Origin of the sequence: Aquipseudomonas alcaligenes (genome assembly GCF_003205495.1) — a bacterium.
Classification (GTDB): domain Bacteria; phylum Pseudomonadota; class Gammaproteobacteria; order Pseudomonadales; family Pseudomonadaceae; genus Aquipseudomonas; species Aquipseudomonas alcaligenes_B.
In genome coordinates this window covers 98,737-124,370 of record NZ_QJRX01000008.1, presented here as the reverse complement: position 1 = coordinate 124,370, position 25,634 = coordinate 98,737, and the positions used below count along the sequence as shown (strand labels likewise).

Here is a 25,634-nt window from a genome sequence, read left to right as displayed (position 1 = left end):
CGTATCGATCGAACCCGGGCGCTCTGCTGGTACACTGCCGGCCAAACCCTAACGACCGCCCGCAATGGACCGCACCCAACTGCACAGCCTGCTGCCGCACCAGGGCCAAGCCCTGTGGCTGGACGCCCTGCTCGGCCACGATGCCGAGCGCATCGAGGGGCTGTCCGCCTGGCATCACCTAGACGCCCTGGGCCACGACGCCTCGCCCTGCCTGCTGTTCGAGGCGGCGGCCCAGCTGTGCGCCGCGCATGGTGCCCTATATGGCGAGGATAACGCCATCGACATGGCCCTGGTGGGCAAGCTGTCGCAGTTGCAACTGCACTTCGAGCCGCAGCACCGCGAGGGCGCGCTGCATGTCGCCGCCACCCAGGAGGCGCTGAGCCCGGCCGGCGCCCTCTACGCCTTCAGCATCCACGCCGAGCAGCGCCTGCTGCTGGACGGCAAGCTCCTGCTGGTAATGGTCCGTGCTTGAACTGAGCAACCTCAGCCATCGCTATCCCGGCGCCGACACCCCGGCGCTGCAGGGCATCGACCTGCAGCTCGCCGCCGGCCAGTGCCTGGGCCTGCTCGGCAGCAACGGCGCCGGCAAGACCACCCTGCTGTCCCTGCTGGCCGGCGTGCTGCCGCTGCAGCAGGGCGAGATCCGCTGGGACGGCGAGCGCAGCCTCGGCCTGGTGCCGCAGCAGCTGGCCTTCTACGCCGAGCTCAAGGTGCGCGAGAACCTCGAACTGTTCGCCGACCTCTACCGCCTGCGCGGCGCCGAGCGCGCCCGCCGCCTGGAGCTGTGCATCGCCAGTACCGCCCTGGAGAGCAAGCTGCAACGCCGTGCCGCGCGCCTGTCCGGCGGCGAGCAACGGCGGCTGAACTTCGCCATCGGCCTGCTGCAGCCGGCGCGCCTGTACCTGTTCGACGAGGCCACGGTCGGTGTCGACGCCGCCAGTCGCCAACTGCTGCTGGGCGCCGTCGAGCGCCTAACCAGTGAAGGCCACGGGGTGATCTACACCAGCCACTACCTCGACGAGATCGAGCGCGTGGCCCAGCGCATCGTCCTGCTCCATGAGGGCCGCGTACGCCTGGACCTGGACAGCCGCCAGCTGCTCGGCGACGACCACGGCCTTTTACTGGAATGGCAGGGTGAGGAACCCGCCGGCCTGCGCGAGCTGCTGGGCAAGCTGCACCTTAATGCCGAGACGCTGCCGGGCGGTCTGCGCATCGCCAGCCTGGACGGCCCGCAACTGCTGGAGATCACCCGTTTTCTCGCCGACCACCCCGAGCTGCCGCACCTGCTGCGCTTCGGCCGGCCTTCGCTGGAGCAGCTCTACCTGCGCCTCAACGGAGGCCGTCTATGAGGCTGCGGGCCCTGGTGCGTAAGGAATTCCTCCTGCTGCTGCGCGACCCGCACGCGCTGGCCGTGCTGTTCATCATGCCGACCCTGTTCCTGGTGCTGATGGCAGGCGCCATGTCCAACTACCTGCAGGACAAGCCACCGTCCCTGCGCCTGGTGCTGCAGGCCGAACCCAACGGCACCTACGAGCAGGTGTTCCGCGCCGCCCTTGAGGCCCAGCTGCCGGGCAGCGAACTGCTGGCGCAGGGCGATGCGCGCAGCGCCAGGATCAGCCTGCCCGCCGACTTCAGCGAGAGCCTCCTAGATGATCAGCGCCAAGGCCTGGCCCTGAGCTTCCCGCCGCAACTGGACAAGCTGTCGCGCCAGCACCTGCGCGGCGCCGTGCGCATCGCCTTGGCGCAGACCCGCCTGCTCGCCTTCCTCGAAGACAGCGGCGACCTGGATGCCAGCCTGCCGCTGGCCGAGCGCCTGGCCCTGGTGCAGCAGCGCACCCAGAGCCGGATCGAGGAACACGAACTGCTGGCCAGCGGCGACCTCAGCGGCCGCGCCAACGCCTGCCAGCTGAGCGTGCCGGCCTGGCTGATCTTCGGCATGTTCTTCGTCGCCCTGCCGATGGCCGGCGGCTTCCAGCGCGAGCAGCAGAGCGGCGCGTTGCTGCGCTTCCGCGCTCTCGACCTCAACCTGGGCACCCTGGCCCTGAGCAAGCTGCTGCCCTACTTCGCCATCAATCTGGTGCAGTTCGCCCTGCTGCTGAGCATCGGCGTGCACGGCCTGCCACTGCTCGGCCTGCAGGGCCTGTCCCTGCCCGGCAGCCCGGCGGCCTATGCCCTGCTCGCCATCAGTCTGAGCCTGGCCACCTGCGCCCTCGGCCTGCTGCTGGCCGCCCTGGCCCGCAGTGCCGAGCAGGCGTTGTTGCTCGGCGGCGGGATCAATATCATCCTCGCCGCCCTGGGCGGCATCATGGTGCCGAAGAGCGTGATGCCGGCGGCCATGGGCCAGCTGGCGGAAGTCTCGCCGATGAGCTGGGCGCTGGACGCCTTCCTCACCCTGCTGGTGGGCCAGGGTTCGCTCGCCGATATCGCCCCCTACTGTTTCCGCCTGCTGCTGATGGCTGCCCTGCTGGGCGGCGGTGGCTGGCTTCTGTTCCGCAGACGAGTGCAGCAAACGCAATGGACGAACGACTAGAACAACAACTCAAGCAACTGCTGATTCGTGAGTGCGACAAGGAAGACGACATCGACTGGCAGAGCATCGCCGACGATGAACCGCTGTTCGGCGCCAAGAGCCGCGTGCAGATGGACAGCCTGGACGCCCTGCAGGTGTCGCTGGCCCTGCAGCAGCACTACGGCGTGCGCATCGAGGGCGCCAAGGACGGGCGCAAGATCCTCGCCAGCATCGCCGATATCGCCGCCTTTATCCGCAGCCAGCAATGATCCCCGTCTATCTGCAGCGCGGCGCCCTGCACAGCGCCCTCGGCGCCGACCTGAGCGAAGCGGCGAGCAACCTGCTGGCCAACCGCCGGCCACAACCGACGCCCTTCCTGCTGCACGAACTGCAGCAGCCGCGCCCCTACTTCAGTGTCATCACTGACGAGGCGCTGGATGTGCGCCTGGACCGGCTGCTCGGCGAGGCCCTGGGCGACGCAGCGGCCGGCGACTGCCTGCTGATCGTTGCCAGCACCGCGCTGGACATCACCGAGCTGGAAGCGCGGGTCGCCGACGAGGGCGGCTTCCGCTTCGAGCATTCCACGCCGCTGGACCTGCTGGCCGAGCGCCTGCGCCAGCGCCACGGCTTCGCCGAGGCCTTCACCCTCAACACCGCCTGCACCAGCGCTGCCAACGGCCTGCTGTACGGCGCGCGCCTGCTCGCCAGCGGCGAATACAGGCAGGTTCTGGTGCTGGCCTTCGAGACGCCCAGCGCCATCGCCCAGCAGGGTTTCGGCGCCCTCGACCTGACCAGCCCCAGCGGCGCCTACCGGCCCTTCCATCCCGAGCGCGACGGCCTGGTGCTCGGCGAGTGCTACTGCGCCACCCTGCTCGGCCGCGAACCTGGCCCCGCGCCGCTGGCGAAATTGCTCGGCGGCTTCAGCGCCTGCGACACCAGCAGCCTGACCACCACCCGCGAGGACGGCAGCCATATCGACTGGGTGATGCGCCGCGCCCTGCAGGTCTCCAAGGTCGAGGCCGGGCAGATCGGCCTGGCCAAGCTGCACGGCACCGCCACCGGCGCCAACGACCTGGCCGAGAGCGCCGGCATGCGCCTGCTCTATCCGACGGCGATGCCGCCGCTGGCCGTGCTCAAGCCCTGGCTCGGCCATACCCTGGGCGCTTGCGGCCTGAGCGAGACGCTGCTGTTGCTCGCCGCCCTGCGCCAAGGCGCACTGCCGGCGCTGGACTATGCCGGCGAGGCGCTGCTGCCGCTGCCGACCACGCCGACGGCGATCGCCCCCGATGCCCTGCTGCTAGCCAATTTCTTCGGCTTCGGCGGCAACAACGCCAGCCTGGTGCTGCAGGGAATCGCGCAATGAACGTCATCGCCGCCAGCGAAATCCACGGCAGCGCCGAGCTCGACGACAAGGCGCTGAAGGCCGCGCTCAGCCAGCACCTGGCCAGCCCGCCGCGACGCATCGACCGCCTGATCTTCCAGGCCCTGCTCGGCGCCGCCCTGCTCAAGGACAGCGTGCGCAGCGACTGCGGCCTGTACCTGGCTTCGCGCCACCCGGCGCGGCCGACCATGGGCGCACTGCTCGATGCCGTATGTGTGCAGCAGCGTCAGCCCAAGCCCTTCGAATTCGTCAACAGCGTAAGCAATGCCGCCGGCTTCCATGTCGCCCAGCAACTGGGGCTGGAGGGGGCGAATCTGTTTATCGGCGCCGGGCCGCGGGTGTGGCCGCAGCTGCAGCGGCTGGCCGTGCTGGACCTGGCCGACGGCCTGGTCAGCCAGGCGCTGCTGGTAGTGGTTGAGGATCTGGGCGATTTTCGCGTGCAGGCGGTGCTGCTGGAACGCAACGTGCCTGACGCAACGGCGGCGGACTTCGCCGCGCTGACGGCAGCTATCGACGTGCAGAGGCTCGAACTGTAGGCACCTCCAGCGGTGGCGCATTCTTGGGTAGCCCGAATGCAATCCGGGAAATGCCCAAGCCGAGCCCCCGGATTACATCCGGGCTACGGCTAACGGCGGGCGCACCAGCCCCTCTCCCTACCCCTCTCCCGTAAACGGGAGAGGGGACACAGCCCTTAGCCCTTGCGCTTGCTCCAGACGCCCAGTTCCTTCATCAACGCGCGCTCCTGGCCGGCGATGCCACGCAGCATCTCGGCGATGGGGCGGAAGTCCGGCGCCTCGCCCTTGCTGCGGCTGGCGCGCACGCAAGCGGAGGCGAACTGGCGCCAGTCGTCGCCGATGGCGGTCAGGCGTGCAGAGGCCTCGCCCAGCTCGGCCGCGCCGATCTTCTCGCCGGCCTCCTGCAGGAAGCTGGCGTACATGAAGCGGAAGCCGGCGCCGCCGGTGCCGATCTCTTCCTGCATGCGCACGATATGGGTCAGGTACAGGCGGTTGTACTTGGTCTGGGCCGGGTCGAGCTGCTCGACCTGCCTGGCCAGGTGCTGGATGCCGCGGATGCCGATCCACGGCAGCGGCATGCCGTCGAGGATGCGCGTGGTGCCGAGCACGGCCTGGCGGATCAGCTTCTCCCAGTCCTGCTCCTGCGGCACGTCGTCGAGCCAATACATCAGGCCCTTGGCCGCCAGCGCGCCCTTGGCGAAGCGGGCCTTCTGCAGGTCGGCGGCGGCGCAGCGCACCGGCTCCTCGAACACCGGGTCGCTGATCAGGTATTCGTCGCCGTCGCGGCCGTAGGCCAGCAGGTTGTGCGCGTTGAAGTGGAAGCGCATCTCCGGCGGAAAGTACGGCAGCCAGAACACCGAGCTCTGCAGGCCGGCCAGGCGACCCTGGTCGAGCAGCGCATCCAGCTCGCGACGGCCCTGCTCGGGGTTGCCGAAGGTGCGGCTGTTGAGGCGAGCGCCGAGGCGCTTGCTCAGGGTCTTGATCAGGTGCCTGGGCGGCATGCGGTAGGCAATCAGCGGCATGCCGCTGAGCTTGACGATCGGCAGGTAGGCGAAGGCCAGGCCCGAGGCCAGGCCGAAGGCCATCGGCTCGCTCATCGGCAGGCCGGCGTGGCTCAGCAGGCTGGCCATCACCCCGCTCTCGCAGTGGGCGCTCTGGCGGTGCTGGAAGTGCGGTTCGAAGCTGCTCATGCCGGGTCCTTCTGGTAGCCGATCAGTTGTTCCACCGGCAGGCCGAAGGCGTCGGCGTATCGGGCGAGGATGGCGGCGCTGAGGCGCCGGTAGATGGCCGGGCGGAAGTGCCGGCGGATGCGCCATTGCCACAGCCCGGTGATCTGCGCCAGCGCCGGCTCGTCCAGACGGTAGCGGTACATCAGGCATTTCAGCGGCGACAGCTCGCCGCGCTGCCAGGCCGCCTCGGCCTCGGCCTCCTGGGCCTGCAGCTCGGCCACCGCCAGCTGGGTGGCGTAGGCCTCGGTGTCCCAGCCGTCGCTCTGCGCGCGCTGGTAGTGGCCCTCGGCGTCCACGGCGTAGACCAGCTTGCTGTGGCCGCCGTAGGTGGAGCTGTGATCCTGGGGAACCTCGTCAAGCTTCATCGCCGACCACCGTCAGATGCATGAATGCGCTGGAGAAGCGCCCGCTTTCCGGCACGTAGCAGAGCAGGCGCTCGCCACGGCGCAGGCGGCCGCCGTTGAACAGCTCCTCGAGGATGATGAAGATCGAGGCGGCGCCGGTGTTGCCCTTGCTGGTCAGGTTGGTGAACCAGCGTTCCTGGGGGATCGGCAGGTCGGCCTCGGCCAGGCCATCGGCCAGGCGCTCGCGGAAGTACTCGGAGGAGTAGTGCGGCAGGAAGTGGTCGATGTCCGCCGCGCGCAGCTCGCGCTTGTGCAGGATGCGCCGGAGCGCCTCGACCACGGTGACGCGGACGATGTTGTCGTTGAGCAGCTTGACGTCCTGCTTGATCGCCATCACCGAACGGCGGCCGCGCTCGGAGGCGTCGAAGCGGCTCCAGCCGGTCAGGCCGCCCTCCTCCATCTCGGCGCCGGCGTACATGCACGGCGGCATCTGGTCGGCGAAGGAGAGGATGTCGATCCAGTCGATGCGCAGGCTCAGGCCACGGGTGTTGGGGCGGTCCTGCAGCCACACGGCGCCGGCGCCGTCGGAGAGCATCCAGCGCAGGAAGTCCTTCTCGAAGGCGATCTCCGGGTGGCTCTCCAGCTCCTCGGCGCGGCGCTCGTACTCGGCGTCGAAGTTGCGCGCCTGCATCAGCGTGGAGGCGACCTCCGAGCCGCAGGCCACGGCGTTGCGGCTCTCGCCGCTGGCCACGCTGAGGTAGGCGTACTTCAGCGCGGTGACACCGCACAGGCAGATGCCGGCGGTGGTCACCACCTCGCTGGGCGGGTTACCCAGCTCGCCATGCACCATCACCGCATGGCCGGGCATGGTCTGGTCCGGCGAGGAGGTGCTGGCCACCAGGCAGTCCAACTCGCCCAGATCGAAGCCTGGCGCCTCGAGGCGGCGGATGGCGGCGGCGCTGAGCTGCGCGTTGTTCATCGCCGGCTCGCCGCTGGCCGGGTCGATCACGTAGTGGCGGCTCTGGATGCCGTTGCGCTTGAGCACCAGGCGGCGGGCCCGCGACGGCTGGCCGCCGACCAGGCCGAGGCGCTCCTCCATCTGTTCGTTGTCGACCGGGTCGAACGGCAGGTAGGCGCTGATGCGATTGATGAAGACAGGGTTGGCCACGTTGAATCCTCGGGTCACTTCACTCGCCGGACGGACCGGCGAAGTAGGCCTTTTCACGCAGAGTCCGATCCCTGGACAGCGGAGCCAGCAGTTTCTTGAGCAGGGCGCCGAGCGGCACCACGGTGATGATCAGGCAGATCAGGAAGACGATGTAGACGACCAGGCCGGCGCCACGGCGGCGGCTCTGCTGCGGGCCGAGGGCGGCGAGCAGGCGGCTCCACAGCTGGAAGCTGCGGTTGCCGACCTTCTCGCTGCCGATCAGTTTCTCGTCGACACGCACGGCGCCGAGGCCCTTGAGCATCGGCTCGGTGATGGGCTGCGCGTCGCGGGTCAGGCGCTGCGCCATGGCCTCGCCGAAACGGCTGGCGGCGGCGATCTCGGCCTCCTCGATGCCGGCGCGCGGCACCCAGGCATAGGGTTTCTGCCGGCCGGTGAACATCCACAGCGGCGTGGCCAGGAAGCTGGCAGCGGTGCCGCAGGCATCGGTCAGGGCGATATTGTCGACCAGCTGTGCACCGAGCTGGGCCAGGCGCACCTTGACCTTCTCCTGGGCCATCAGCCACATGTTGCGGCAGCCGATCAGGGTCACCACCGGGGTGTCCTTGAACAGCTTTGCCGCCTCCGGCGAGGCGAGGAAGCTGGTCACCGGCAACGACGGCGAAAGGAACCACACCTGATAGGCGAGGATGATCAGGTCGTAGCGCTTGTCCGCGTCCACCTGCAGCGGCAGCAGCGGCGCCGGGCGCATCAGCACCGTCTCGGGGAAGATGCGGAAGAACCCGAGAAAGGGCCAGGGGAAGGGAAAGGGCTGGGCCGGCTGCAGCGGCAGGTAGTCGACCTGCACGCCGGGGTCTTTCTCCAGGGGAGCGCATACCGACCGGACCAGACGGTCCAGCTGGCCGGTTTGGGAGAAGTGAACCACTAAAACCTGACGCATCCGCTGCCGATTCCCTGCAAAATGGCCGGATTATGCCACAGCGATTTCTTCAAACCGTAACCTGGCCCTGCCTGGCGGCACTGCTGTTCGTCAGCTCGCCGGTGCGCGCCGGCGACATAGTGGTCAGGGTCGAGGGCATACAGGCCAGCGGCACCCTCTATCTGGCGCTGGCGCCCGCCGACCGTGACGACTGGGGCGATCGCCCGCTGCAGCAGCTGCAGGCCGAGACGGGCGAGCTGCGCCTGCCAGACGTGCCGCCGGGGCGCTATGCCGTGCAGCTGTACCAGGACAGCAACGGCAACGGCCGCCTCGACCTCAGCCCGCGCGGCGTGCCGCAGGAGCCGGTGGGTTTCTCGGGTAATCCGGCGCTGGTCAAGGGCAAGCCCTCGCCACGGGCCTGCCTGTTCATCCACGGCGAGGCGGACAGCCTGGTCACGCTGCGCCTGCAAGCACCGCGCAAGCGCCGCTAGGGCGCGATCTGCGCGTCCGCCACGCGCCAGATCAGTGCATCGGTGTCGTAGCCGCGCGCCCGGGCTTCGGCCAGCAAACGCTCACGGGTCTCGGCCGAGACCTGCGGGGTGCGCGACAACAGCCAGAGGTACTCGCGGTTGGGGTTGCCGACCAGCACGTGCTGGTAGTCCTGGTCCAGATAGAGCACCCAGTAGTCGCCCTTGGCCACGCCGGGGAAAAGCGCGCTGAACCAGTTGTCGAAGCTCACCCACAGCTTGTCGGTGCGCCCGGCCTGCTGGGCCACGGCGCGCCCGCGGGCCTCAATCCACTCGCCCTCCAGGGTGCGGCAACGGTTGGTCACGCCGATACTGACATCGTCCTGCAAGAGGTAATGCGCTTCGGACTGGGCACAGTTGCGCTGGAAGAACATCGGCAGGCGCGCCAGTTCGTACCAGGTGCCCTGGTAGCGCTGCAGATCGACCTGGCCGGCGCTTGCCGGCGGTGCTTCCGCGGACGAGCTGGCGCAGCCGGCCAGCAAGGCAAGTGCCAGGGTACAGAACAGGGCACGCATCATTTGAGGCCCTGGCCGGCGAACATCATCACCTTGTCGCCGGCGAACTGCACGCTGATGAAGGTCTTGTCATCGCCCCAGGTGCAGCTGGTCAGACCGATAGCGCCAGAGCACTCGCTGGGGCTGCCGAGCAGGCTTTCCACCTCGCTCTTGGCCATGCCGGCCTTGAGCTTGGAATAGTTCTCCTGGTTGATCTTGCTGCAGGCGGCGAGCAGGACAAAGGCGGCGAGGACGACGAGTGAACGCGGCGACATGGGGTGGCTCCTGGGAAATGGGACTGCGCAAGAGCTTGGCACAAGCCGGGCTCGATTGCGCCCTTCGGACCTCAGAAGCGTGAGCCGGGTTCCGTGAGGAACTGCGCCTCGCCTGCCGTGGAGGGACGGCCGAGCACGGCGTTGCGATGGGGAAAGCGGCCGAAGCGCTGGATCACCCGCTGGTGGCGCACGGCGTAATCCAGATAGCCGTCGAATAATGCGCGCTCGCTCGGCGCCGCCTGGTCGCGCAGCGCGCCGAAGCGGGCGACCGCCTCGTCCTGCAGGGCCAGGTCCTCGGCATGCTCCAGCACCAGGTAGGCGAATACCCGGCGGATGGCCGGCAACCTGGCATCGAAGCCCTGCTCCAGGCCCTGGCGGGCCAGCTGGCGGGCCCGTGCATCGCCGGCGAAGGCTTGCGGCGTGCCGCGATGGATCATCCGCGGCAGCTGGTCGAGCAACAGCAGCAAGGCCAGCCAGCCGTCCGGCTGCCCGGCCCAGTCGCCCAGGCCGCCGGCCAGCGCCTGCTCGCAGTGCGGGCCGAAGCGCTGGCGCGCCTCCTCGTCCTGCTCGGCACGATAGCCGAACCACAGCCCGCTGCGCTCAGCCGCCACTTCGCCGGCGGTTGCGCCGGTACCGAACCACCAGTCGAGCAGCGGCTGCCAGGGCTGCATGGCTCAGCCGCGATGGTAGGCGCTGATGCGCAGCACTTCTTCCTTGGAACCGAGGAACACCGCCACGCGCTGGTGCAGGCTCTCGGGCTGCAGATCGAGGATGCGCTGGGCGCCGTTGGTGGCTGCGCCACCGGCCTGCTCGATGATCATCGCCATCGGGTTGGCCTCGTACATCAGGCGCAGCTTGCCCGGCTTCTCCGGCTCGCGACCGTCGCGCGGGTACATGAAGATGCCACCGCGGGTGAGGATGCGATGCACGTCGGCGACCATGGAGGCGATCCAGCGCATGTTGTAGTTCTTGCCCAGCGGCCCGGTCTCACCGGCCAACAGCTCGGACACGTAGCGCTGCACCGGGGCCTCCCAGTGGCGCTGGTTGGACATGTTGATGGCGAATTCCTTGGTCGCCTCCGGTACGCGGATGTTGTCGTGGGTCAGCACGAAGCTGCCCAGCTCGCGGTCCAGGGTGAAGCCCTTGACGCCATCGCCGAGGGTCAGCATCAGCATGGTCTGCGGACCGTAGATGGCGTAGCCGGCGGCTACCTGCTCGGTACCCGGCTGGAGGAAGGCCTGCTCGTCGAGGCTGCCGTTCTGGTTGAGGTACTGATCCGGGCAGCGCAGCACGGAGAAGATGGTGCCGACCGAGACGTTGACGTCGATGTTGGAGGAGCCATCCAGCGGGTCGAACACCAGCAGGTAGGCACCCTTGGGGTACTTGCCGGGGATCTGGTAGGCGTTGTCCATTTCCTCGGAGGCCATGCCGGCCAGGTGGCCGCCCCATTCGTTGGCTTCCAGCAGGATCTCGTTGGAGATCACGTCGAGCTTCTTCTGCACCTCGCCCTGCACGTTCTCGGTGCCCATGCTGCCGAGCACGCCGCCCAGCGCCCCCTTGGACACGGCATGGCTGATTTCCTTGCAGGCACGCGCCACTACTTCGATGAGGAAACGCAGATCGGCTGGGGTGTTGTGGCTGCGGGTCTGTTCGATCAGATAGCGGCTGAGGGTGACGCGCGACATGGAGAGGCTCCGGGGAGGCAGTGAAAATCGCGCGCAGTTTACCCGTTCCGTGACCACCGCGTCTCGGCCCGCTCGGCGCCCAGGCCAAAGAAGTGGGGCCTCGAACGAGGCCCCGATGTGACTCAGATATCCCAGGACAGGGACAGATTGATGCCTTGCTGGTCGCTGTCATCGGCGTCGCGGTAGGTATAGGCACCGCGCAGGGCCAGACCGGGAGCCAGCTTGTGGCTGACGCCGAAGCTGGCACGCCAGGTCTTGTCATCCGGCACGTAGCCTTCCAGCGTGTAGCCGATGGTCGGCAGGCTACGCAGCGACATGTCGACTTCGCTGGCGTCATCCTCGTACTCGCGTTCCATCGCCACCTCGCCGAACAGGCGGGTCTGCTGATTGAGGTCGAACAGCCCCTGCAGACCGATACCCAGGCGCTTGGAACTGCGCTTCTGGTCGCCATAGTTCAGCGCCGTCGACAGGTTGCTGTTCTCCGAGTAGCCGTCCACCTCGACCCGCGCATAGTCGGCGCTGACGAAGGGGCTCAGGTGCCACTGGCTGTCCGGGCTCTGGGCGATGTCGTAGCCGATGCGCCCGCTCAGACTCCAAAGATCGCCATCGGTATCCCCCTTCTCGCCACGACTGGCCGGCCCGAGATCGAACTGGCGCTCCAGGTCGTGATAGTCCAGGTAGCCGATGCTGACGGCAGCCTCGCCCCACCAGCGGTCGTGCTGGTACTGGGCGAAGGCGGTGGCCAGGTAGCTGCGCAGGTCATAGTCGGAGTCGGCCTCGCCGGCCTCCAGACCTTGTTCGTAGAGACCGGCAGCCAGGCCGACGCGCCAGGCCTCGTTGAGGCGGTAGCTACCGCCGAGGTTGAGGCTGTAGCCATTGCCATCGGCCGAGCTGTCGTAGACGTCATAGTCCAGACGCTGGCCGCCGCCGTTGACGAAGGTGCGCCACTGGCCGACTGCCTGCCAAGCCTCCCAGTCTGCCTGCCACTGGGCACGCAGCTGGTCCTGGTGGGAGCGCAGGGTGCCATGGGCCATTTCCGGCAGCAGGCTGATCTCCCAGGGCGCAGCCAGCAGCGAGTAGGCGTAATCGGCAATCAACCGCTGGCCGGCGATGGTCGGGTGTACACCGTCATTGAACAGAAGCTTGGTTGGGTCTGGATTGGCGCCGTTAATGCCATACACGGCATTTTCGTTGGCGCAGCCATTGAAACAGGTACCGATCAAGTCCTGGTCGGTAGCCAGGCTATAAAGACCTGGGTCCGCCAGCACCTCGGAGATCATAAGCGGCACATTCAGCGGAATGATTTGCGCATTAACCGAAGCCAGCTGGCGCACCAACTCGTTATTGAAAGCCTGCCCCAGCCCAGAAACAGCACCCTGCAAGGGGGTGCCAAAGTAGTTTGGCGTCAGACCTAGATCAGGCAGCAGCCAGACCATGATGTAGCGTCCACCAGCCTGCTGTAGGGCTTCCACGCTATCAACCAGACGCCCTGCCGAAGCCTGAGCAGTGGCGGGATCGACAACCAGACCCTGAAGAAAATCGTTGCCGCCGCCGGTCAGGTAATAGAGCGCATTGGGATCCGCACGAAAACCGGTGCTCGCCAGGTAGCCGGGGCGACTGCGCAACACCGTGCCCGCTCCAGGATTGCCGGGAGGGATGACGGTTTCGGAAACCCCGGTGATGGAGTTGAGAATCTGGCTGGTGGTATATCCGCCCACAGCCCAGTTATTGCCATCTGCCAGACCCAGGGCCTTATTAACCGGAGAAGTGGATGCACTCATGCTTCCCAGCCCCAGCTTGCCATTCAGGATCTGAGTGGCATTGAGGTCGAACACCTCACCACTACCGTCCTGATAGGTAGGACCGACACGGTTGGTAAAGCGATTAGTCGAGCCTGCCGGGCCTCCGGCGTCGGGGAACTGACCGACATCACTCAGGCTGTCGCCAAAAACCACCAGGGCTGAATAAGGGGAGGCATGCAAGGAGAGTGGAGCGCTGGCGAACAGGCATGCAGCAGCCAGCGGAGCTAGAACGCGCTTCATCGAGACGACCTTATAGTTGTTATTGGACTCAGTGTTGCGCGCCGCACTCTAGCGAAGTTAACGAAGCAATTCAAACAACTGCTTGAAGTCTACTTTATCCTCGAAGATCGACAACTTTGTACACATATTCACTGAACTATGTACGCAGCAAACTGAAGGCCATGACACCCAGCAAGGCGACTCCCGCAAGCAGCACGCCCCACAGGCCGATGCGCTTCCAGTCGGCGGAAGATTGCGCGGTGGTGGCGGCCTGACGCACCGCCTCGGGCGCCGTTGCCCGCCCCAGGCTGGCCAGGCGCCTCGGCTCGTAGCCAGGGATTAGGGTGCCCAGCGGCAGTGCCGCGGAGCGTGCCGAGGCATCGCCCAGAGCCAACCGATAGGGCGCGGAACCGCGGGCGAGGAACACCACCTGGGTCGCGCGCACCGCCACCCGGATGGTCGGCCCCTCGCTGCCGAGGCCACCACCGCGGGCGTCGACACGCATACGCAGCTGCTGCACCGGCGTGCCCCACAGCTCGATCTCGTCCCGCAGCACTTCCTTGCCGTCCTGCGGCAGGCGATAGAGCAGGCCACTGGTCAGTGGTCGCCAGTCCAGCTTGCCGGCACCGCGCGAGGCCAGGCTGACCGGCGCCAGCACGTTGCCGGCCGGCAGCTCGACACGAATCTTCTGCAGCGGCAGTGACAGAGGCAGCTCCCAGCTGTACTCGCCGGCCTTGCTCGAAGTCGGCCGCAGCGGCGCGGACCAGGCCAGTGAGGGGGCGGCTGCCTGGTTCTCGATGCTCACCACACGCACGGCAAGCAGCGCCGGCGCCTGCTGCGGCGCCTGCCAGAGCAGGCGCAGGTAGCGCGCCTTGGCGCCCGGCAGCGCCACCTCGCGCTGCTCGACACGCTCGCCATCGAAGCTCAGGCGGGCGATCTGCCCATCCGCCCAGCGCTGCCAGTGCTGCAGGTCGTCGCTGGCCTCGATGGAGAAGCGCTGGAAGCCCTCCTGCTCGGCGCTCCAGTCCAGCTGCAGACGGTGCAGCGGCTGATCGAAGGTGCTGGCATCCAGAAGCCAGCCGCGCAGGATCTGCTCGTCCTGCCCGGCCTGCTCCGGCGCCACCTCCACCAGGGTGCCGCTGGTACTGCGCTGCACGCGAATGGCCGGTACCGCCTGGGTATCGGCCGTGCCGCGCAGCGGAAACCACTTCACCGCCGCCTCCTGGCGTTTTTCCTCAGATTGGGCGCTGCCCAGGGTCAGGGCATAGGCCAGCTCCTCGCCCTCGGCATTGAGCACCCGCAGGTCACGCAGGTCGGCGTGGCGGGCAGCCATCTGCAGGGCCAGCGGCAGCTCCAGACGATACCAGGGTCCCTCGCCTTCCAGCGCCAGCGGCACCTGAGTCGCATAGTCGGCCCGCGCCAGCGGCGCCATGAGCAGCGCCGCGAGGGCAATCGAGAGGTACTTGTTCATGAGTTCACCTGTGTGGGCTCGGCTTTGCGCGGAGGCAGCGGGGCGAAGTAGCCGACCACCAGGAGCAGCACGCCGACGCCGATGAAGGAAACGATGCGTTCCAGGCCACCGCGGTTGCCCAGCTCGACGAAGAACAGCTTGGCCACCACCACGGCGATCAGCGCCGCGCCCAGCAGCCACAGCTCGCGGCGGCCACGCAGGTGGCCGAGGATCATCAGCGGCAGGGCGATCAGGGTCCAGACGATGGACAGACCGGCCTGCACCAGCATCGAGTCGAGCAGCGCATCCAGCTCGTAGGGCACCCCGCCCCAGTGGTGAGCGGCGCGGAACACGCTGGCGGTCAGCACGACGAACAGCGAGGCACCTGCCACTGTCTGCGCGATGCGCTCGCCGTATGTCGCCAGCCCCAGCTGTGGCAGGCCGCTGCGCAGCCAGGCGTAGATCGCCAGCAGCACCAGCAGCATGCCCAGTTCCAGCGGGTTGAGCAGCGGCAGGTAGGGCAGCGGCTCGGCGCTGCCGTCGCTGGCGATGTTGGCCAGCCACAGCCAGCCAAGCATCAGCAGCGCCAGCGGCGCGGCGGCCAGCACCCGGTACTCGCGCGGGTAGGCCGCCACTGGCCAGGGCCAGGCGCGCGGCGCGGCCATGGCCAGGAGGAAGGCGCTCGGCAGCACGGCCCAGCCCAGCCAGCGCCAGGCGTTGTACTGCTCGGCCAGCAGCATCAACCCATAGCGCAGCTCCAGGGCCAGCACGCCGAGGATCAGCCAGCAACCCAGCACGTGGGCGGCGCTGCGCAGGCCCGCCGGCAGCAGCTCGGCCAGGCGCCGGAGCGACCACAGGTGCACGGCGAACACCAGGCCCCAGCCGAGCCAGCCGAAACCGGCCGCCGGATGGTAGGTACGATGCGCCAGGTGCAGCAGGATGACCACGGCCGCCGGCACCAGCAACGTGCACAGCAGGGCCAGCGAACGCCAGCGCAGGCGCCCGGCCAGCCAGGCCCACAGCGCCACGCTGAGCGCGGCCAGCGCCAGCAGCGCGGCGCCCTGCAACTCGGCCGCGACGAAACGCAGCACCTCGCTGGCCAGGGCCAGCGCCCACCAGCCGGCGCCCCAGGCCAGCAGCAGCTGCGCCAGCCGTTGCAGGCTCAGGCTGCCCAAGGCACCCGCCTGCTGGCGCTGTAGCACATGGCGCAGGCGCCAGGCGCCGACCTGCGCGGCCAGGCCCAGCACCAGCGGCGCCCAGAAGCCGGCATGGGCCAGCGGACGCAGCCCCTCGCTGGGCAAATAACCGAGCAGCAATGGGCTGGCGGCGAGGAAGGCGATGCCACCGACCACCTGCAGCAGCAGGCCGAACAGGAAGCTCGCGCGCAGCTGCAGCTGCAGGCTGAGCAAGAGGATCAGCAGGCCGCTGCCGGCCCACACCGCCGCGGCGCTCTGCCAGGGCAGCACGAACAGCACGGCGAGGTTGACGAAAACCAGGCCGACCAGCATCACCAGCGACAGGCCGCGCATCAGCCGGCGATCCTCGCTGACCAGCTTGTCGCGCACCGCGATCAGCATGCCGGCGACCAATGCCAGACCGATCAGCGAGCAGACCAGCAGGCCGCGCCAGCCGGAGTAGAACACCCCGGACTCGCCCAGCCCGCTGCCCTGCATCTGCGTGAGGAACACCGCGCCACCGAGCAGCTGCACGGCGAAGGCCGTGAACAGGAAACTGCGCGCCTGCAGGCGCAGGCCGATGAACAGAGTGGTCAGCCCCGCCAGCGCCCAGGCGATGGCCGTACCCTCGGCGCCGAAACACAGCGGCGCGATCAGGTAGAGAAACAGCAGGCCCGCTACCGCCAGCCAGGGCAGGCCACGACGCTCCCAGTCGCGAATCGCCTCGAGCGGCGCCCGGCGCAGCTGCCAGTAGCTGAACAGCAACGCCACGCCGAGCATCAGCGCCCCCAGCGGCGCACCGTCGAGCAGGTTGTCGTAGCCGATATCGACCTGGCCGAGGAAGGCCAGCGCCGCACCGGCCTGCAGCAGCAGGGCGAAGATGCGCGCCAGCGGCCGCCCCTGGCGCAGCCCCAACCAGTAGATGCCGGCGCCCTCCACCGCCCAGGCGGCGGAAGTCCAGCGCGCGTCCAGGCCCAGCGGGATGGCCAGGGTGGCGAACACCACGCCCAGGGCCAGGCAGGTTTCCATCAACAGCAGCACGTTGCGCCCGCGCAGCAGTCGCGCCAGCAGCAGGTAGAACAGGCCGAGGCCGAGGGCGCTGAAGGCGGCGGCGAACTCGATGTGCTGGACAATGGCGTACTGCAGGCCGAAGCCCACCAGCGGCGGGCCGAACAGCACGGTGCCGTCGACATAGTCGGCGCGCCCGCGGCTCCAGCGCAGCAGCTCCTCACGATCCTCGGGGGCATCCGCCGCCTCGTGCAGCTTGCGCCGGGCGAACAGCAGGCCGATGGCCACGTACATCAGTAAAAACACAATGAGGAACGGCTCGCTGCTCCACAGCAGCTCCGGGGTGTAGGAGCGCAGGCCCCAGGCGAAGCCGATGCCGAAGGTGCCGAGGAAGCCGACCAGGTTGAGCAGGCGCCAGGCCTTGAACCAGGCGATGGCGAGGATGCCGGCGTTGAGCAGGATGAAGTAGCTGAACAGCGCCACATGGTTGCCACTGCCGGTGGAGGTGAGGATCGGCGCGGCGAAGCCGCCGAGTGCCGCCGCCACCGCCAGGCCCAGGGCGTTCTGCGCCACGGCGAGAATGGCCGAGAAGGCGGTGACCAGCACCAGCAGGCCAAGCGCCATCTTCGGATCGAGCAGCGGATGCAGGCGCATGGCGGCGAACACCGTCAGGTACAGCACGGCAATGCCGGTGCCCTGCAGCATCAGGCCATAGCTGGGGTTGCGCCGGCGCAGCCACCAGCCGAGGCCGAGCAGAGCGATGGCGCTGGCCGCCACGCCGGCATAGCGCAGTTCCACCGGCACCACCATGCCTTCGGTGGCGTAACGCAGGAGGAAGGCCAGGCCGAGGAACAGCAGCACCACACCAACGCGCAGCACGGTATTGCCACCGAGCAACCAGGCCTTGGCCAGGGCAAAAGCGCGGGCGATGGGCGAGGGTTCGCGCGGCGGCGCCGGCTGACGCGGGGTAGCCGGGCGGGGAGATGGCGAAGGCTCGACAGGTGCAGCGACCGGCTCGACCTGCACTTGGGGTTCGGCGGCCGTAGCGGCGGGCAGTTCCGGCAGCTCCCAGACCAGCTCGTCGGCCGGGCTCTCAGGCAGAGGCCCTGCCTCGACCGGTGCCGGTTCGGGCTCAAGCCTGGGTGGAGTGGCTGCGGCGCCCGCCGGCTGGCCACTCTCCAGCCGGACCAGGCGCTCGACCACGGCCGTGGTGCCGCGCTCGAAGCGCTCGGCGAAGCCCTTCAGCTCCTGGCGCAACCGCGCATTGTCGGCCGCCAGCTGCTGCAGGCGCAGTGCCTGGCCCAGGCCCAGACCGATCAGCCCGCCGAGCAGGGCAGAGGTCACCGATTCTCCGGCCAGTGCACCGAGCACCAGGCCGACCAGCATGAAGATCCATTGCATGCAGTAATTCCCGAGCCGTTGAGGCGAAGTCCCTGGGAGGAGCTGCGAGTATATCGGCGCACCTGCGAGACACTACAAAGACGTAGGCCAACTGGCGCACAGACACAACGCTTCGCTTGCTTACGTTCCTCCGGGCTGCGGATCGCCGCTGCACAGGGCCTGGCCCACGGAAATGAAAAAGCCCCGCCGAGGCGGGGCTTTCGTCACCGGACAGTGCTTAGAACTGCGCGGCGTCCAGCAGGTACAGCGACTCGCTACCGGCCTTGACCGAGGCGGTCAGCGAGTGGATGCGCGGCAGCAGGCGGGCGAAGAAGAAGCGCGCGGTGCCCAGCTTGCTGGCGTAGAAGTCGTCCTGACCTTCCTTGCCCAGCGCGGCGCGGGCCATCAGCGCCCACATGTAGGCGTAGGCGGTGTAGCCGAACACGTGCAGGTACTCCACCGAGGCGGCGCCGATCTCGTTCGGGTTGGCCTTGGCCTGCTCGATCACCCACAGGGTCAGGGCATCGAGGTTCTCCACGGCGGCCTTCAGGGGGCCGGTGAACTCGGCCAGCGAGGCATCGGCGGAAGCGACGAAGCCCTTGATCTCGTCGGACAGGTGCTTGTAGAAGCTACCACCGCTGCCGACGATCTTGCGGCCCATCAGGTCCAGCGACTGGATGCCGTTGGTGCCTTCGTAGATCTGGGTGATGCGGCAGTCACGGATCAGCTGCTCCTGGCCCCACTCGCGAATGAAGCCGTGGCCGCCGAAGATCTGCTGGCCGTGCACGGTGGTTTCCAGGCCCATGTCGGTGAGGAAGGCCTTGGCCACCGGGGTGAGCAGGGCGACCAGCTCCTCGGCGCGCTTGGCGGTTTCCTTGTCTTCGCTGTACTTGGCGGTGTCCAGCTGCATAGCGACATAGCTGGAGAAGGCGCGGCCGCCCTCGTTCAGCGCCTTCATGGTCAGCAGCATGCGACGCACGTCCGGGTGCACGATGATCGGGTCGGCCGCCTTGTCCTTGGCCACCGGGCCGGTCGGCGCGCGGCTCTGGATACGCTCGCGAGCGTACTCGACGGCGCTCTGGTAGGAGCGCTCGCCCAGGGCCAGGCCCTGGATGCCGACGCCCAGGCGCTCGTAGTTCATCATGGTGAACATGGCGTTGAGGCCCTTGTTCACTTCACCGACCAGGTAGCCGGTGGCGCCGTCGAAGTTCATCACGCAGGTGGCCGAAGCCTTGATGCCCATCTTGTGTTCGATCGAGCCGCAGCCGAGCGAGTTCTTCGCGCCCAGCGAACCATCGGCATTGACCATCACCTTCGGCACCAGGAACAGCGAGATGCCTTTCGGGCCGGCCGGGGCGTCCGGCAGCTTGGCCAGCACCAGGTGGATGATGTTCTCGGTCAGGTCGTGCTCACCGCCGGTGATGAAGATCTTGGTGCCGCTGATCTTGTAGCTGCCGTCGGCCTGCGGTTCGGCCTTGGTGCGGATGATGCCCAGGTCGGTACCGGCGTGCGGCTCGGTCAGGCACATGGAACCGGCCCAGACGCCGGCGTACATGTTCGGCAGGTACTGCTGCTTCAGCTCTTCGCTGGCGTGGTTGAGGATCGACAGGCAGGCGCCGGCGGTCAGCATCGGGTACAGGCCGAAGGACAGGTTGGCCGAGTTGACCATCTCCTCGACCTGGGCGCCGATCACCTTGGGCATGCCCATGCCGCCGAACTCCGGCGAACCACCAACGCCGACCCAGCCGCCTTCGGCGTAGGTCTGGTAGGCCTCGGGGAAGCCGACCGGGGTCTTCACCGCGCCGTCGGTCCAGCTGCAGCCTTCCTCGTCGCCGCTGCGGTTCAGCGGGGCGATGGTGCCCGCGGTGACCTTGCCGGCCTCTTCGAGGATGGCGGCGGCGGTGTCGGCGTCGACCACTTCGGCCAGGCCGGGCAGCTCGGCCCACAGCTTGGAGACGTCGAAGACTTCATTGAGAACGAAGCGCATGTCGCGCAGGGGAGCTTTGTAGTCGGCCATGGAGCAATCCTCGAACGAGACGACGGTGCGGTCGACGGACCGCGAACACAGAGGCGATCGAGTTTAGCGGAACAACCAATAGGAGATAAGAGGTCGAATAGTGACCAATAATTCACGCCGCGCTCACACCTAGACCGGACTGTGGTAGCCCTGAAAAAACAGGCACTTGCCGCCCTGACCGGACGTCGGCCGCCTAGCCCTGCGCCTCGCTCACCCGCACCGCGCCACGGCGGTTCTCACCCTGGGCCACCACGCAGTTGCGCCCGGCGCGCTTGGCCGCGTAGAGCGCCTTGTCGGCGTTGCGGATCACTTCCTCGGCACCGCGCTGGTGCGCCTCGCGCTCGGCCACTCCGATGCTGATGGTCACCGACACGCTGGCCGTGCTGGCGGCCTTGCGCCGCTGGCGCCCCTCCTTGTCGTTCTGCGGCCGCTGACGCTTGTCGCGCAGCTGCAGCGGATAGCCTTCCACCGCCTGGCGCACCGCCTCCAGGTGCGGCCGGCACTCGTCGATGGACTTGCCGGGGAACACCAGGGTGAACTCCTCGCCGCCGTAGCGGTAGGCCTTGCCACCGCCGCCGACCTTGCGCAGCTGACTGGCGACCAGCCTGAGCACCTGGTCGCCAACGTCGTGGCCATGGGTGTCGTTGAATTTCTTGAAGTGGTCGACGTCGGCCATGGCGATCACGTAGCTGCGCCCCAGGCGCTCCAGGCGGTCGTTCAGCGCGCGGCGCCCGGGCAGGCCGGTGAGCTCGTCGCGGTAGGCCATCTGATAGGCCTCATGGACCACCGCCGCCACGATCATCAGCATCACCAGGCTGCTCATCACCTGCAGCGCATGCGGCAGGATGAAGGTATTGGGCAGCATCCACAGCAGACCGAGCAGGCCGAGCAGCAGCGCCGCATGCAGTGGCCGTGGCTGACGCAAGTACTGCACCAACAGCAGCCCGCCGGCGAGCAGGAACAGCGGGTAGGCCAGCTGGACCAGGCTCATCCACTGGCCATGCCAGAGCGGCCAGTGGACTTCGGTGAGCCAGCCCTGCAGCTGTGCGGGAAAGCGCCGCGCCAGGGCCAGCGCGGTGCCGCCGACAGCCAGCAGCACGGCGGCGCGGGCGACCAGGTCCTGCACTAGGTGACTACGCTCGCGCCAGGCGCCATACAGGCCGTAGAGCAGCGGCAACAGCAGGCTGCACAGGTGGAACACCAGGGCCGCATCGGCACGCACCTGGCCCTGCTCGCGGAAATGGTCGGTCTGGATATCCAGCAGGAAGTAGGCGAGGTAGACCACCGCCAGCAGGGAGAACTCGCGCTGGCGGCCATAAACCACACAGAAGGTGCCACCGAGCAGCAGGAGCAGGGTCGGCAACACGTTGAACAGCGACAGGAAGAACTCGCTCAGCTCGCCCAGGCGAGCCACCAGCAGGCCGGCCAGCAGCAGCGGCAGGGCGGTCAGCAGATGGGCGGGGCGGTAGGCACTGAGTGGCGGCAAGGTCGGAGTCGTGAGCAGCGGAAGATGCGGCATTCTGCCTGTATCGGACGCAAAGGGCAGCGGCAATCCTTCTCATTCTGACGATTGCGCGACGCAGCGCCCTGGCGCGGGCGAAAAAAAACCGCAGCCCGAAGGCTGCGGTTTTCTGACCCGAGGTCGAACCGGACTCAGTAGCCCAGAGCGAAGTGCTCTTCGTTCATGTCCATCAGGTTGTTGGCGCCGGACAGCATGGCTTCCACGTGGGTGCGAGTACGCGGCAGGATGCGCTGGAAGTAGAAGCGCGCGGTCTGCAGCTTGGCCTTGTAGAAGGCTTCGTCGTCGGTACCGGCAGCCAGCTTCTCGGCGGCCAGGCGCGCCATGTCGGCCCAGAAGTAGGCCAGGCAGGCGTAACCGGAGTACATCAGGTAGTCCACGGAAGCGGCGCCGACTTCTTCGCGATCCTTCATCGCAGCCATGCCGATCTTCATGGTGATGTCGCCCCACTCCTTGTTCAGCTGAGCCAGCGGTGCAACGAATTCCTTGACGGACTCGTTGCCTTCGTTGGCCTGGCAGAACTTGTGCACGATCTTGGTGAAGTTCTTCAGCGCGCCGCCCTGGGTCATCAGTACCTTGCGACCCAGCAGGTCGAGGGCCTGAACGCCGGTGGTGCCTTCGTACATCATCGAGATACGGCAGTCGCGCATGTTCTGCTCCATGCCCCACTCGGCGATGAAGCCGTGGCCGCCATAGATCTGCATGCCGTGGGAGGAGGCTTCGAAACCGACTTCGGTCATGAAGGCCTTGGCGATCGGAGTGAGGAAAGCCAGCAGCTCGTCGGCGGCCTTCTTCTGCTCTTCGTCCTGGCTGTACTTGACCAGGTCAACCTGCTTGGCGGCGAAGTAGACCATGGCGCGGTTGCCTTCGGCGAAGGCCTTCATGGTCAGCAGCATGCGACGCACGTCCGGGTGGACGATGATCGGGTCGGCGGCCTTGTCCGGCGCTTTCGGACCGGTCAGGGAACGCATCTGCAGACGCTCGCGGGCATACTTCAGGCCGCCCTGGAAGGCGATCTCGGCGTGGGCCAGGCCCTGCAGAGCGGTACCCAGGCGAGCGGTGTTCATGAAGGTGAACATGCAGTTCAGGCCCTTGTTCGGCGGGCCGATCAGGAAGCCGGTGGCGCCGTCGAAGTTCATCACGCAGGTGGCGTTGCCGTGGATGCCCATCTTGTGCTCGATCGAGCCGCAGGAAACGCTGTTGCGCTGACCGGCGGAACCATCGGCGTTCGGCAGGAACTTCGGCACGATGAACAGGGAGATGCCCTTGGTGCCCTGCGGGGCGTCGGGCAGGCGGGCTAGCACGATGTGGACGATGTTGCCCGACATGTCGTGCTCGCCGGCGGAGATGAAGATCTTGGTGCCGGATACCTTGTAGGAACCGTCGGCCTGGGGCTCGGCCTTGGTGCGCAGCATGCCCAGGTCGGTACCGCAGTGCGGCTCGGTCAGGCACATGGTGCCGGTCCACTCGCCGGAGACCAGCTTGGTCAGGTAGGTGTGCTTCTGCTCGTCGGTGCCGTGCTCGGAGATGGTGTTCATGGCGCCGTGCGACAGGCCCGGGTACATGCCCCAGGACCAGTTGGCTTCGCCAACCATTTCGCTGATGGCCAGGCCCAGGGATTCCGGCAGGCCCTGACCGCCGTGATCGACGTCATGGGCCAGGCTCGGCCAGCCGCCTTCGACGAACTGCTGGTAGGCTTCCTTGAAGCCGGTCGGGGTCTTCACGCCTTCCGGAGTCCAGGTGCAGCCCTCGATGTCACCCACACGATTCAGCGGAGCGATTACCTGCTCGCAGAACTTGGCGCCTTCTTCGAGGATGGCGTTGACCATGTCCGGGGTAGCATCTTGGCAAGCCGGCAGGCTCTGATAGTGCGCTTCGTAGCCGAGCAGTTCGTCGCGAACGAAGCGGATATCACGCAAGGGGGCCTTGTACTCAGGCATAGCGGTAAACCTCTACGGTGGATTCCTTAGTGTGGGGGTGACCGTCTGGAGCGGTCGTTCGCGGGATTTCTCCCGACGCCCGGCAGGCACGAACCGGCCTGGCAATCAAACAGGCGTTTGAAACATACGTTTACGCCCTACCCTTGTCAAGCACCCGCCAGCGACCTTTCAGACCAGCAGGTCGACCGCTGGCACCGGGGCCTGCAGCTGGGCCAGACGCAGATACAGATCCAGTCTAGGCGCTGGCGGCAGCGCCTGCCGCTCTTCCTCCTCGCGCACCTCCTCCTCGCGGGCCTGGCGCTCTTCCTCCGCGGCCAGCCGTTCCTCGCGCTGCAGCGCGCGCTCCTCGGCGCTCGCGGCCTGTTCCTCGCGGCGCAGCTGGGCCAGCTCGGCGCGCGCCTCGGCGGCCTGGGCGGCGGCCTGGGCGGCGACCCGGCGATCCTGGGCCGAAGGCTCGGCCGGGGCCAGAGCCGCGCGCTGCACCAGCTCCATCTTGCGCAGGGTGGCTTCGGGGTCGTTGGGAATCGGGCTGGTGTCGATGCTCACTTCGCCGCCGACGGCGTAGCGCTTGCCATCGGGACCACGGGCGAAGGTGTAGGTGGGCGCGCCGGCATAGGCGCCGCCGACCGCCGCGTGGGCCTGCTCGTGGGCACGCACTTCGCGGTCGCGGCTGGCCAGCTCGGCGATTTCCAGCTGCTCCTGGCGTTGCTGCTGGGCTTCGCGGGGGGATGCCTTTTCCTCCTCCGCCTCGCCGCGTGCAGGGCTGGCCGCCTCGTCGCGCAGGGCAGCATCATCGCCGGCGGCGACTGACTGGCCAGCAGGAAGCGATTCCTCGGAGGGAGCGGGCTGGGAAAGACTGGACGAAACAGGACGGGCCGCCTGGGACAACGGCAGAGGCGCAACATAGGACGTGGCGCTGCCGATCTGCATCGGACTCCTCCTCGCCCGGGCGGGCGAGCCCTCTATCTACTGCGGCGCCGACGCTCCGGTCAGGCGCGGGTGTCGATCAGGGTGCCCAGCACCTCGTCGGCGGTCTCGACCACGCGGGCACTGGCCTGCACCTCGTTGCGGCCCTGGGTCAGGCCGACCAGGCTCTCGGCCAGATCGGCCTGGGTGTTGGCCTGGCTCTGCTGGCTCGGCTCGACCTGCTGGGCAGGGGGTGTCTCGGCCGGCGGCTGGGTCGGCAGGGTGTTGCTGGCGATTTCGCTGGCGGCCTGCTCGACGCGACGCTGCCCGGCCTGGATGCCGCTGAGACCCGCGCTGAAGGCGTTACCGGAGATTTCCATGCTTGCGACTCCCTGATGGGGACAGACTCATGCAGCAATTGAAGCAGAAAACGCTCAAAAAACGTACAAGCAATGCGCTATGGTCGATCAGCGGCTTATAACGCGGGGAGCTGCAGATGGCTCGCCACCGCCGCCGGGCTCGCCTGCGCCAGGCGCGGCACCCGCCCCAGGCAGGGCGCCGCCAGGCGCTCGGTGAGGGTCGCCAGGTTCTCCTCCAGGCGCGAGGTGTGCGGGTCGACGATATTGGCCACCCAGCCGGCCAGGCGCAGGCCGTCGCGGGCGATGGCCTCGGCCGTCAGCACCGCGTGGTTGATGCAGCCCAGGCGCACGCCGACCACCAGGATCACCGGCAGGCCGAGCGCCACGGCCAGGTCGGCCAGGGTCTCGCGACCGGCCAGCGGCACGCGCCAGCCGCCGGCGCCCTCGACCAGGGTGAAATCGGCGCCGCGCTGCAGCACGTGGCGCACCGCCGGCTGCAGGCGCGCCACGCTCAGCTCGACACCCGCCTCGCGCGCCGCCAGGTGCGGGGCGATGGCCGGCGCGAAGGCGAACGGATTGACCTCGGCGTAGTCCAGCGCCAGCGAGCACTGCCCGAGCAGGGCCAGGGCATCGTCGTTGCGCAGCCCCTCGGGCGTCTGCTCGCAGCCGGAAGCCACCGGCTTGGCCGCCGCCGTGCTCAGCCCGGCAAGGCGCGCGGCGTGCAGCAGGCCGGCGGCGATGGTGGTCTTGCCGATCTCGGTATCCGTGCCGGTGACGAAGAAGGCCTGGGACATGAAGTAGTTCCTCGGAATCGCG

Annotated in this window: 24 protein-coding genes; 7 read left to right on the top strand and 17 right to left on the bottom strand. The window is 67.9% G+C overall.

Going from position 1 to position 25,634, the window contains the following annotated elements; all coding sequences use genetic code 11:
* The first annotated feature begins 64 nt into the window (after nt 1–64).
* From DMO17_RS15730 to DMO17_RS15705, 6 genes are read left to right on the top strand one after another with little or no spacing between them, the layout of a single operon-like run.
* Nucleotides 65–472, top strand: coding sequence for a hotdog family protein (locus DMO17_RS15730; RefSeq protein ID WP_110683425.1), 408 nt, complete (start codon nt 65–67; stop codon nt 470–472).
* The gene (locus tag DMO17_RS15725; RefSeq protein ID WP_110683424.1) at nt 465–1,349 is read left to right on the top strand and encodes an ABC transporter ATP-binding protein; all 885 of its coding nucleotides are present in this window, start codon (nt 465–467) and stop codon (nt 1,347–1,349) included. The genes DMO17_RS15730 and DMO17_RS15725 overlap by 8 nt, the downstream gene beginning before the upstream one ends.
* The gene (locus DMO17_RS15720; protein WP_110683423.1) at nt 1,346–2,530 is read left to right on the top strand and encodes an ABC transporter permease; all 1,185 of its coding nucleotides are present in this window, start codon (nt 1,346–1,348) and stop codon (nt 2,528–2,530) included. Before DMO17_RS15725 ends, DMO17_RS15720 begins: the two co-directional genes overlap by 4 nt.
* Nucleotides 2,515–2,778 carry an acyl carrier protein gene (locus DMO17_RS15715; RefSeq protein ID WP_110683422.1) on the top strand — a complete coding sequence of 88 codons (264 nt, stop codon included), beginning with the start codon at nt 2,515–2,517 and terminating at the stop codon, nt 2,776–2,778. The genes DMO17_RS15720 and DMO17_RS15715 overlap by 16 nt, the downstream gene beginning before the upstream one ends.
* A complete protein-coding gene (locus DMO17_RS15710; protein ID WP_110683421.1) occupies nt 2,775–3,872 on the top strand; it encodes a beta-ketoacyl synthase N-terminal-like domain-containing protein in 1,098 nt (365 codons plus the stop codon). Before DMO17_RS15715 ends, DMO17_RS15710 begins: the two co-directional genes overlap by 4 nt.
* Complete coding sequence (locus DMO17_RS15705; protein ID WP_110683420.1) at nt 3,869–4,426, top strand: hypothetical protein; 558 nt, start codon at nt 3,869–3,871, stop codon at nt 4,424–4,426. The genes DMO17_RS15710 and DMO17_RS15705 overlap by 4 nt, the downstream gene beginning before the upstream one ends.
* Before the next feature lie 155 nt (nt 4,427–4,581).
* Here DMO17_RS15705 and darH read toward each other — a convergent pair whose 3' ends face one another.
* Genes darH through DMO17_RS15685 form a run of 4 tightly spaced genes read right to left on the bottom strand, consistent with a single transcriptional unit; the run spans nt 4,582 to nt 8,083 of the window.
* Nucleotides 4,582–5,595 carry a BtrH-related acyltransferase DarH gene (gene darH / locus DMO17_RS15700; protein ID WP_110683419.1) on the bottom strand — a complete coding sequence of 338 codons (1,014 nt, stop codon included), beginning with the start codon at nt 5,593–5,595 and terminating at the stop codon, nt 4,582–4,584.
* A complete protein-coding gene (locus DMO17_RS15695) occupies nt 5,592–5,999 on the bottom strand; it encodes a DarG family dialkylresorcinol biosynthesis protein (RefSeq protein WP_110683418.1) in 408 nt (135 codons plus the stop codon). The genes darH and DMO17_RS15695 overlap by 4 nt, the downstream gene beginning before the upstream one ends.
* The gene (locus DMO17_RS15690) at nt 5,989–7,146 is read right to left on the bottom strand and encodes a beta-ketoacyl-ACP synthase III (protein WP_110683417.1); all 1,158 of its coding nucleotides are present in this window, start codon (nt 7,144–7,146) and stop codon (nt 5,989–5,991) included. The genes DMO17_RS15695 and DMO17_RS15690 overlap by 11 nt, the downstream gene beginning before the upstream one ends.
* A 19-nt stretch (nt 7,147–7,165) precedes the next feature.
* Nucleotides 7,166–8,083 (bottom strand): hypothetical protein, encoded by a 918-nt coding sequence (locus DMO17_RS15685; protein WP_110683416.1) that lies wholly within the window; start codon nt 8,081–8,083, stop codon nt 7,166–7,168.
* Nucleotides 8,084–8,115: 32 nt separating this feature from the next.
* Between DMO17_RS15685 and DMO17_RS15680 the strand changes: the two genes are divergently transcribed.
* Nucleotides 8,116–8,553 (top strand): DUF2141 domain-containing protein, encoded by a 438-nt coding sequence (locus DMO17_RS15680; RefSeq protein WP_110683415.1) that lies wholly within the window; start codon nt 8,116–8,118, stop codon nt 8,551–8,553.
* On the opposite strand, the gene DMO17_RS15675 is transcribed toward DMO17_RS15680, so the two are convergent.
* The 13 genes from DMO17_RS15675 to bioD form a co-directional block, all read right to left on the bottom strand.
* Nucleotides 8,550–9,104, bottom strand: coding sequence for a lipocalin family protein (locus DMO17_RS15675; RefSeq protein WP_110683558.1), 555 nt, complete (start codon nt 9,102–9,104; stop codon nt 8,550–8,552). The genes DMO17_RS15680 and DMO17_RS15675 overlap by 4 nt on opposite strands.
* Nucleotides 9,104–9,358: an outer membrane protein assembly factor BamE domain-containing protein gene (bamE, locus tag DMO17_RS15670; protein ID WP_110683414.1), complete on the bottom strand. Its 255-nt coding sequence runs from the start codon at nt 9,356–9,358 to the stop codon at nt 9,104–9,106. The genes DMO17_RS15675 and bamE overlap by 1 nt, the downstream gene beginning before the upstream one ends.
* Nucleotides 9,359–9,429: 71 nt before the next feature.
* Nucleotides 9,430–10,029: a DUF924 family protein gene (locus tag DMO17_RS15665; RefSeq protein WP_110683413.1), complete on the bottom strand. Its 600-nt coding sequence runs from the start codon at nt 10,027–10,029 to the stop codon at nt 9,430–9,432.
* Between the two features lie 3 nt (nt 10,030–10,032).
* Entirely contained in the window at nt 10,033–11,043 is a 1,011-nt protein-coding gene (locus tag DMO17_RS15660; RefSeq protein WP_110683412.1) for a class 1 fructose-bisphosphatase, read from the bottom strand.
* 122 nt (nt 11,044–11,165) lie between these two features.
* On the bottom strand, nt 11,166–13,085 hold the full coding sequence (gene estP / locus DMO17_RS15655; RefSeq protein ID WP_110683411.1) for an esterase EstP: 1,920 nt from the start codon (nt 13,083–13,085) through the stop codon (nt 11,166–11,168).
* 136 nt (nt 13,086–13,221) lie between these two features.
* The gene (locus DMO17_RS15650; RefSeq protein WP_110683410.1) at nt 13,222–14,535 is read right to left on the bottom strand and encodes a DUF3999 domain-containing protein; all 1,314 of its coding nucleotides are present in this window, start codon (nt 14,533–14,535) and stop codon (nt 13,222–13,224) included.
* Nucleotides 14,532–18,098 carry a DUF2339 domain-containing protein gene (locus DMO17_RS15645; RefSeq protein WP_110683409.1) on the bottom strand — a complete coding sequence of 1,189 codons (3,567 nt, stop codon included), beginning with the start codon at nt 18,096–18,098 and terminating at the stop codon, nt 14,532–14,534. Before DMO17_RS15645 ends, DMO17_RS15650 begins: the two co-directional genes overlap by 4 nt.
* Nucleotides 18,099–18,315: 217 nt before the next feature.
* Entirely contained in the window at nt 18,316–20,094 is a 1,779-nt protein-coding gene (locus tag DMO17_RS15640; RefSeq protein WP_110683408.1) for an acyl-CoA dehydrogenase C-terminal domain-containing protein, read from the bottom strand.
* Nucleotides 20,095–20,287: 193 nt separating this feature from the next.
* Nucleotides 20,288–21,580, bottom strand: coding sequence for a GGDEF domain-containing protein (locus DMO17_RS15635; protein WP_110683557.1), 1,293 nt, complete (start codon nt 21,578–21,580; stop codon nt 20,288–20,290).
* A gap of 167 nt (nt 21,581–21,747) precedes the next feature.
* Nucleotides 21,748–23,553 (bottom strand): phenylacyl-CoA dehydrogenase, encoded by a 1,806-nt coding sequence (locus DMO17_RS15630; RefSeq protein WP_110683407.1) that lies wholly within the window; start codon nt 23,551–23,553, stop codon nt 21,748–21,750.
* Nucleotides 23,554–23,721: 168 nt separating this feature from the next.
* On the bottom strand, nt 23,722–24,483 hold the full coding sequence (locus DMO17_RS15625) for a putative metalloprotease CJM1_0395 family protein (protein WP_110683406.1): 762 nt from the start codon (nt 24,481–24,483) through the stop codon (nt 23,722–23,724).
* 59 nt (nt 24,484–24,542) lie between these two features.
* Complete coding sequence (locus DMO17_RS15620; protein ID WP_110683405.1) at nt 24,543–24,839, bottom strand: hypothetical protein; 297 nt, start codon at nt 24,837–24,839, stop codon at nt 24,543–24,545.
* 95 nt (nt 24,840–24,934) lie between these two features.
* Complete coding sequence (bioD, locus tag DMO17_RS15615; protein ID WP_110683404.1) at nt 24,935–25,612, bottom strand: dethiobiotin synthase; 678 nt, start codon at nt 25,610–25,612, stop codon at nt 24,935–24,937.
* Nucleotides 25,613–25,634 lie beyond the last annotated feature (22 nt).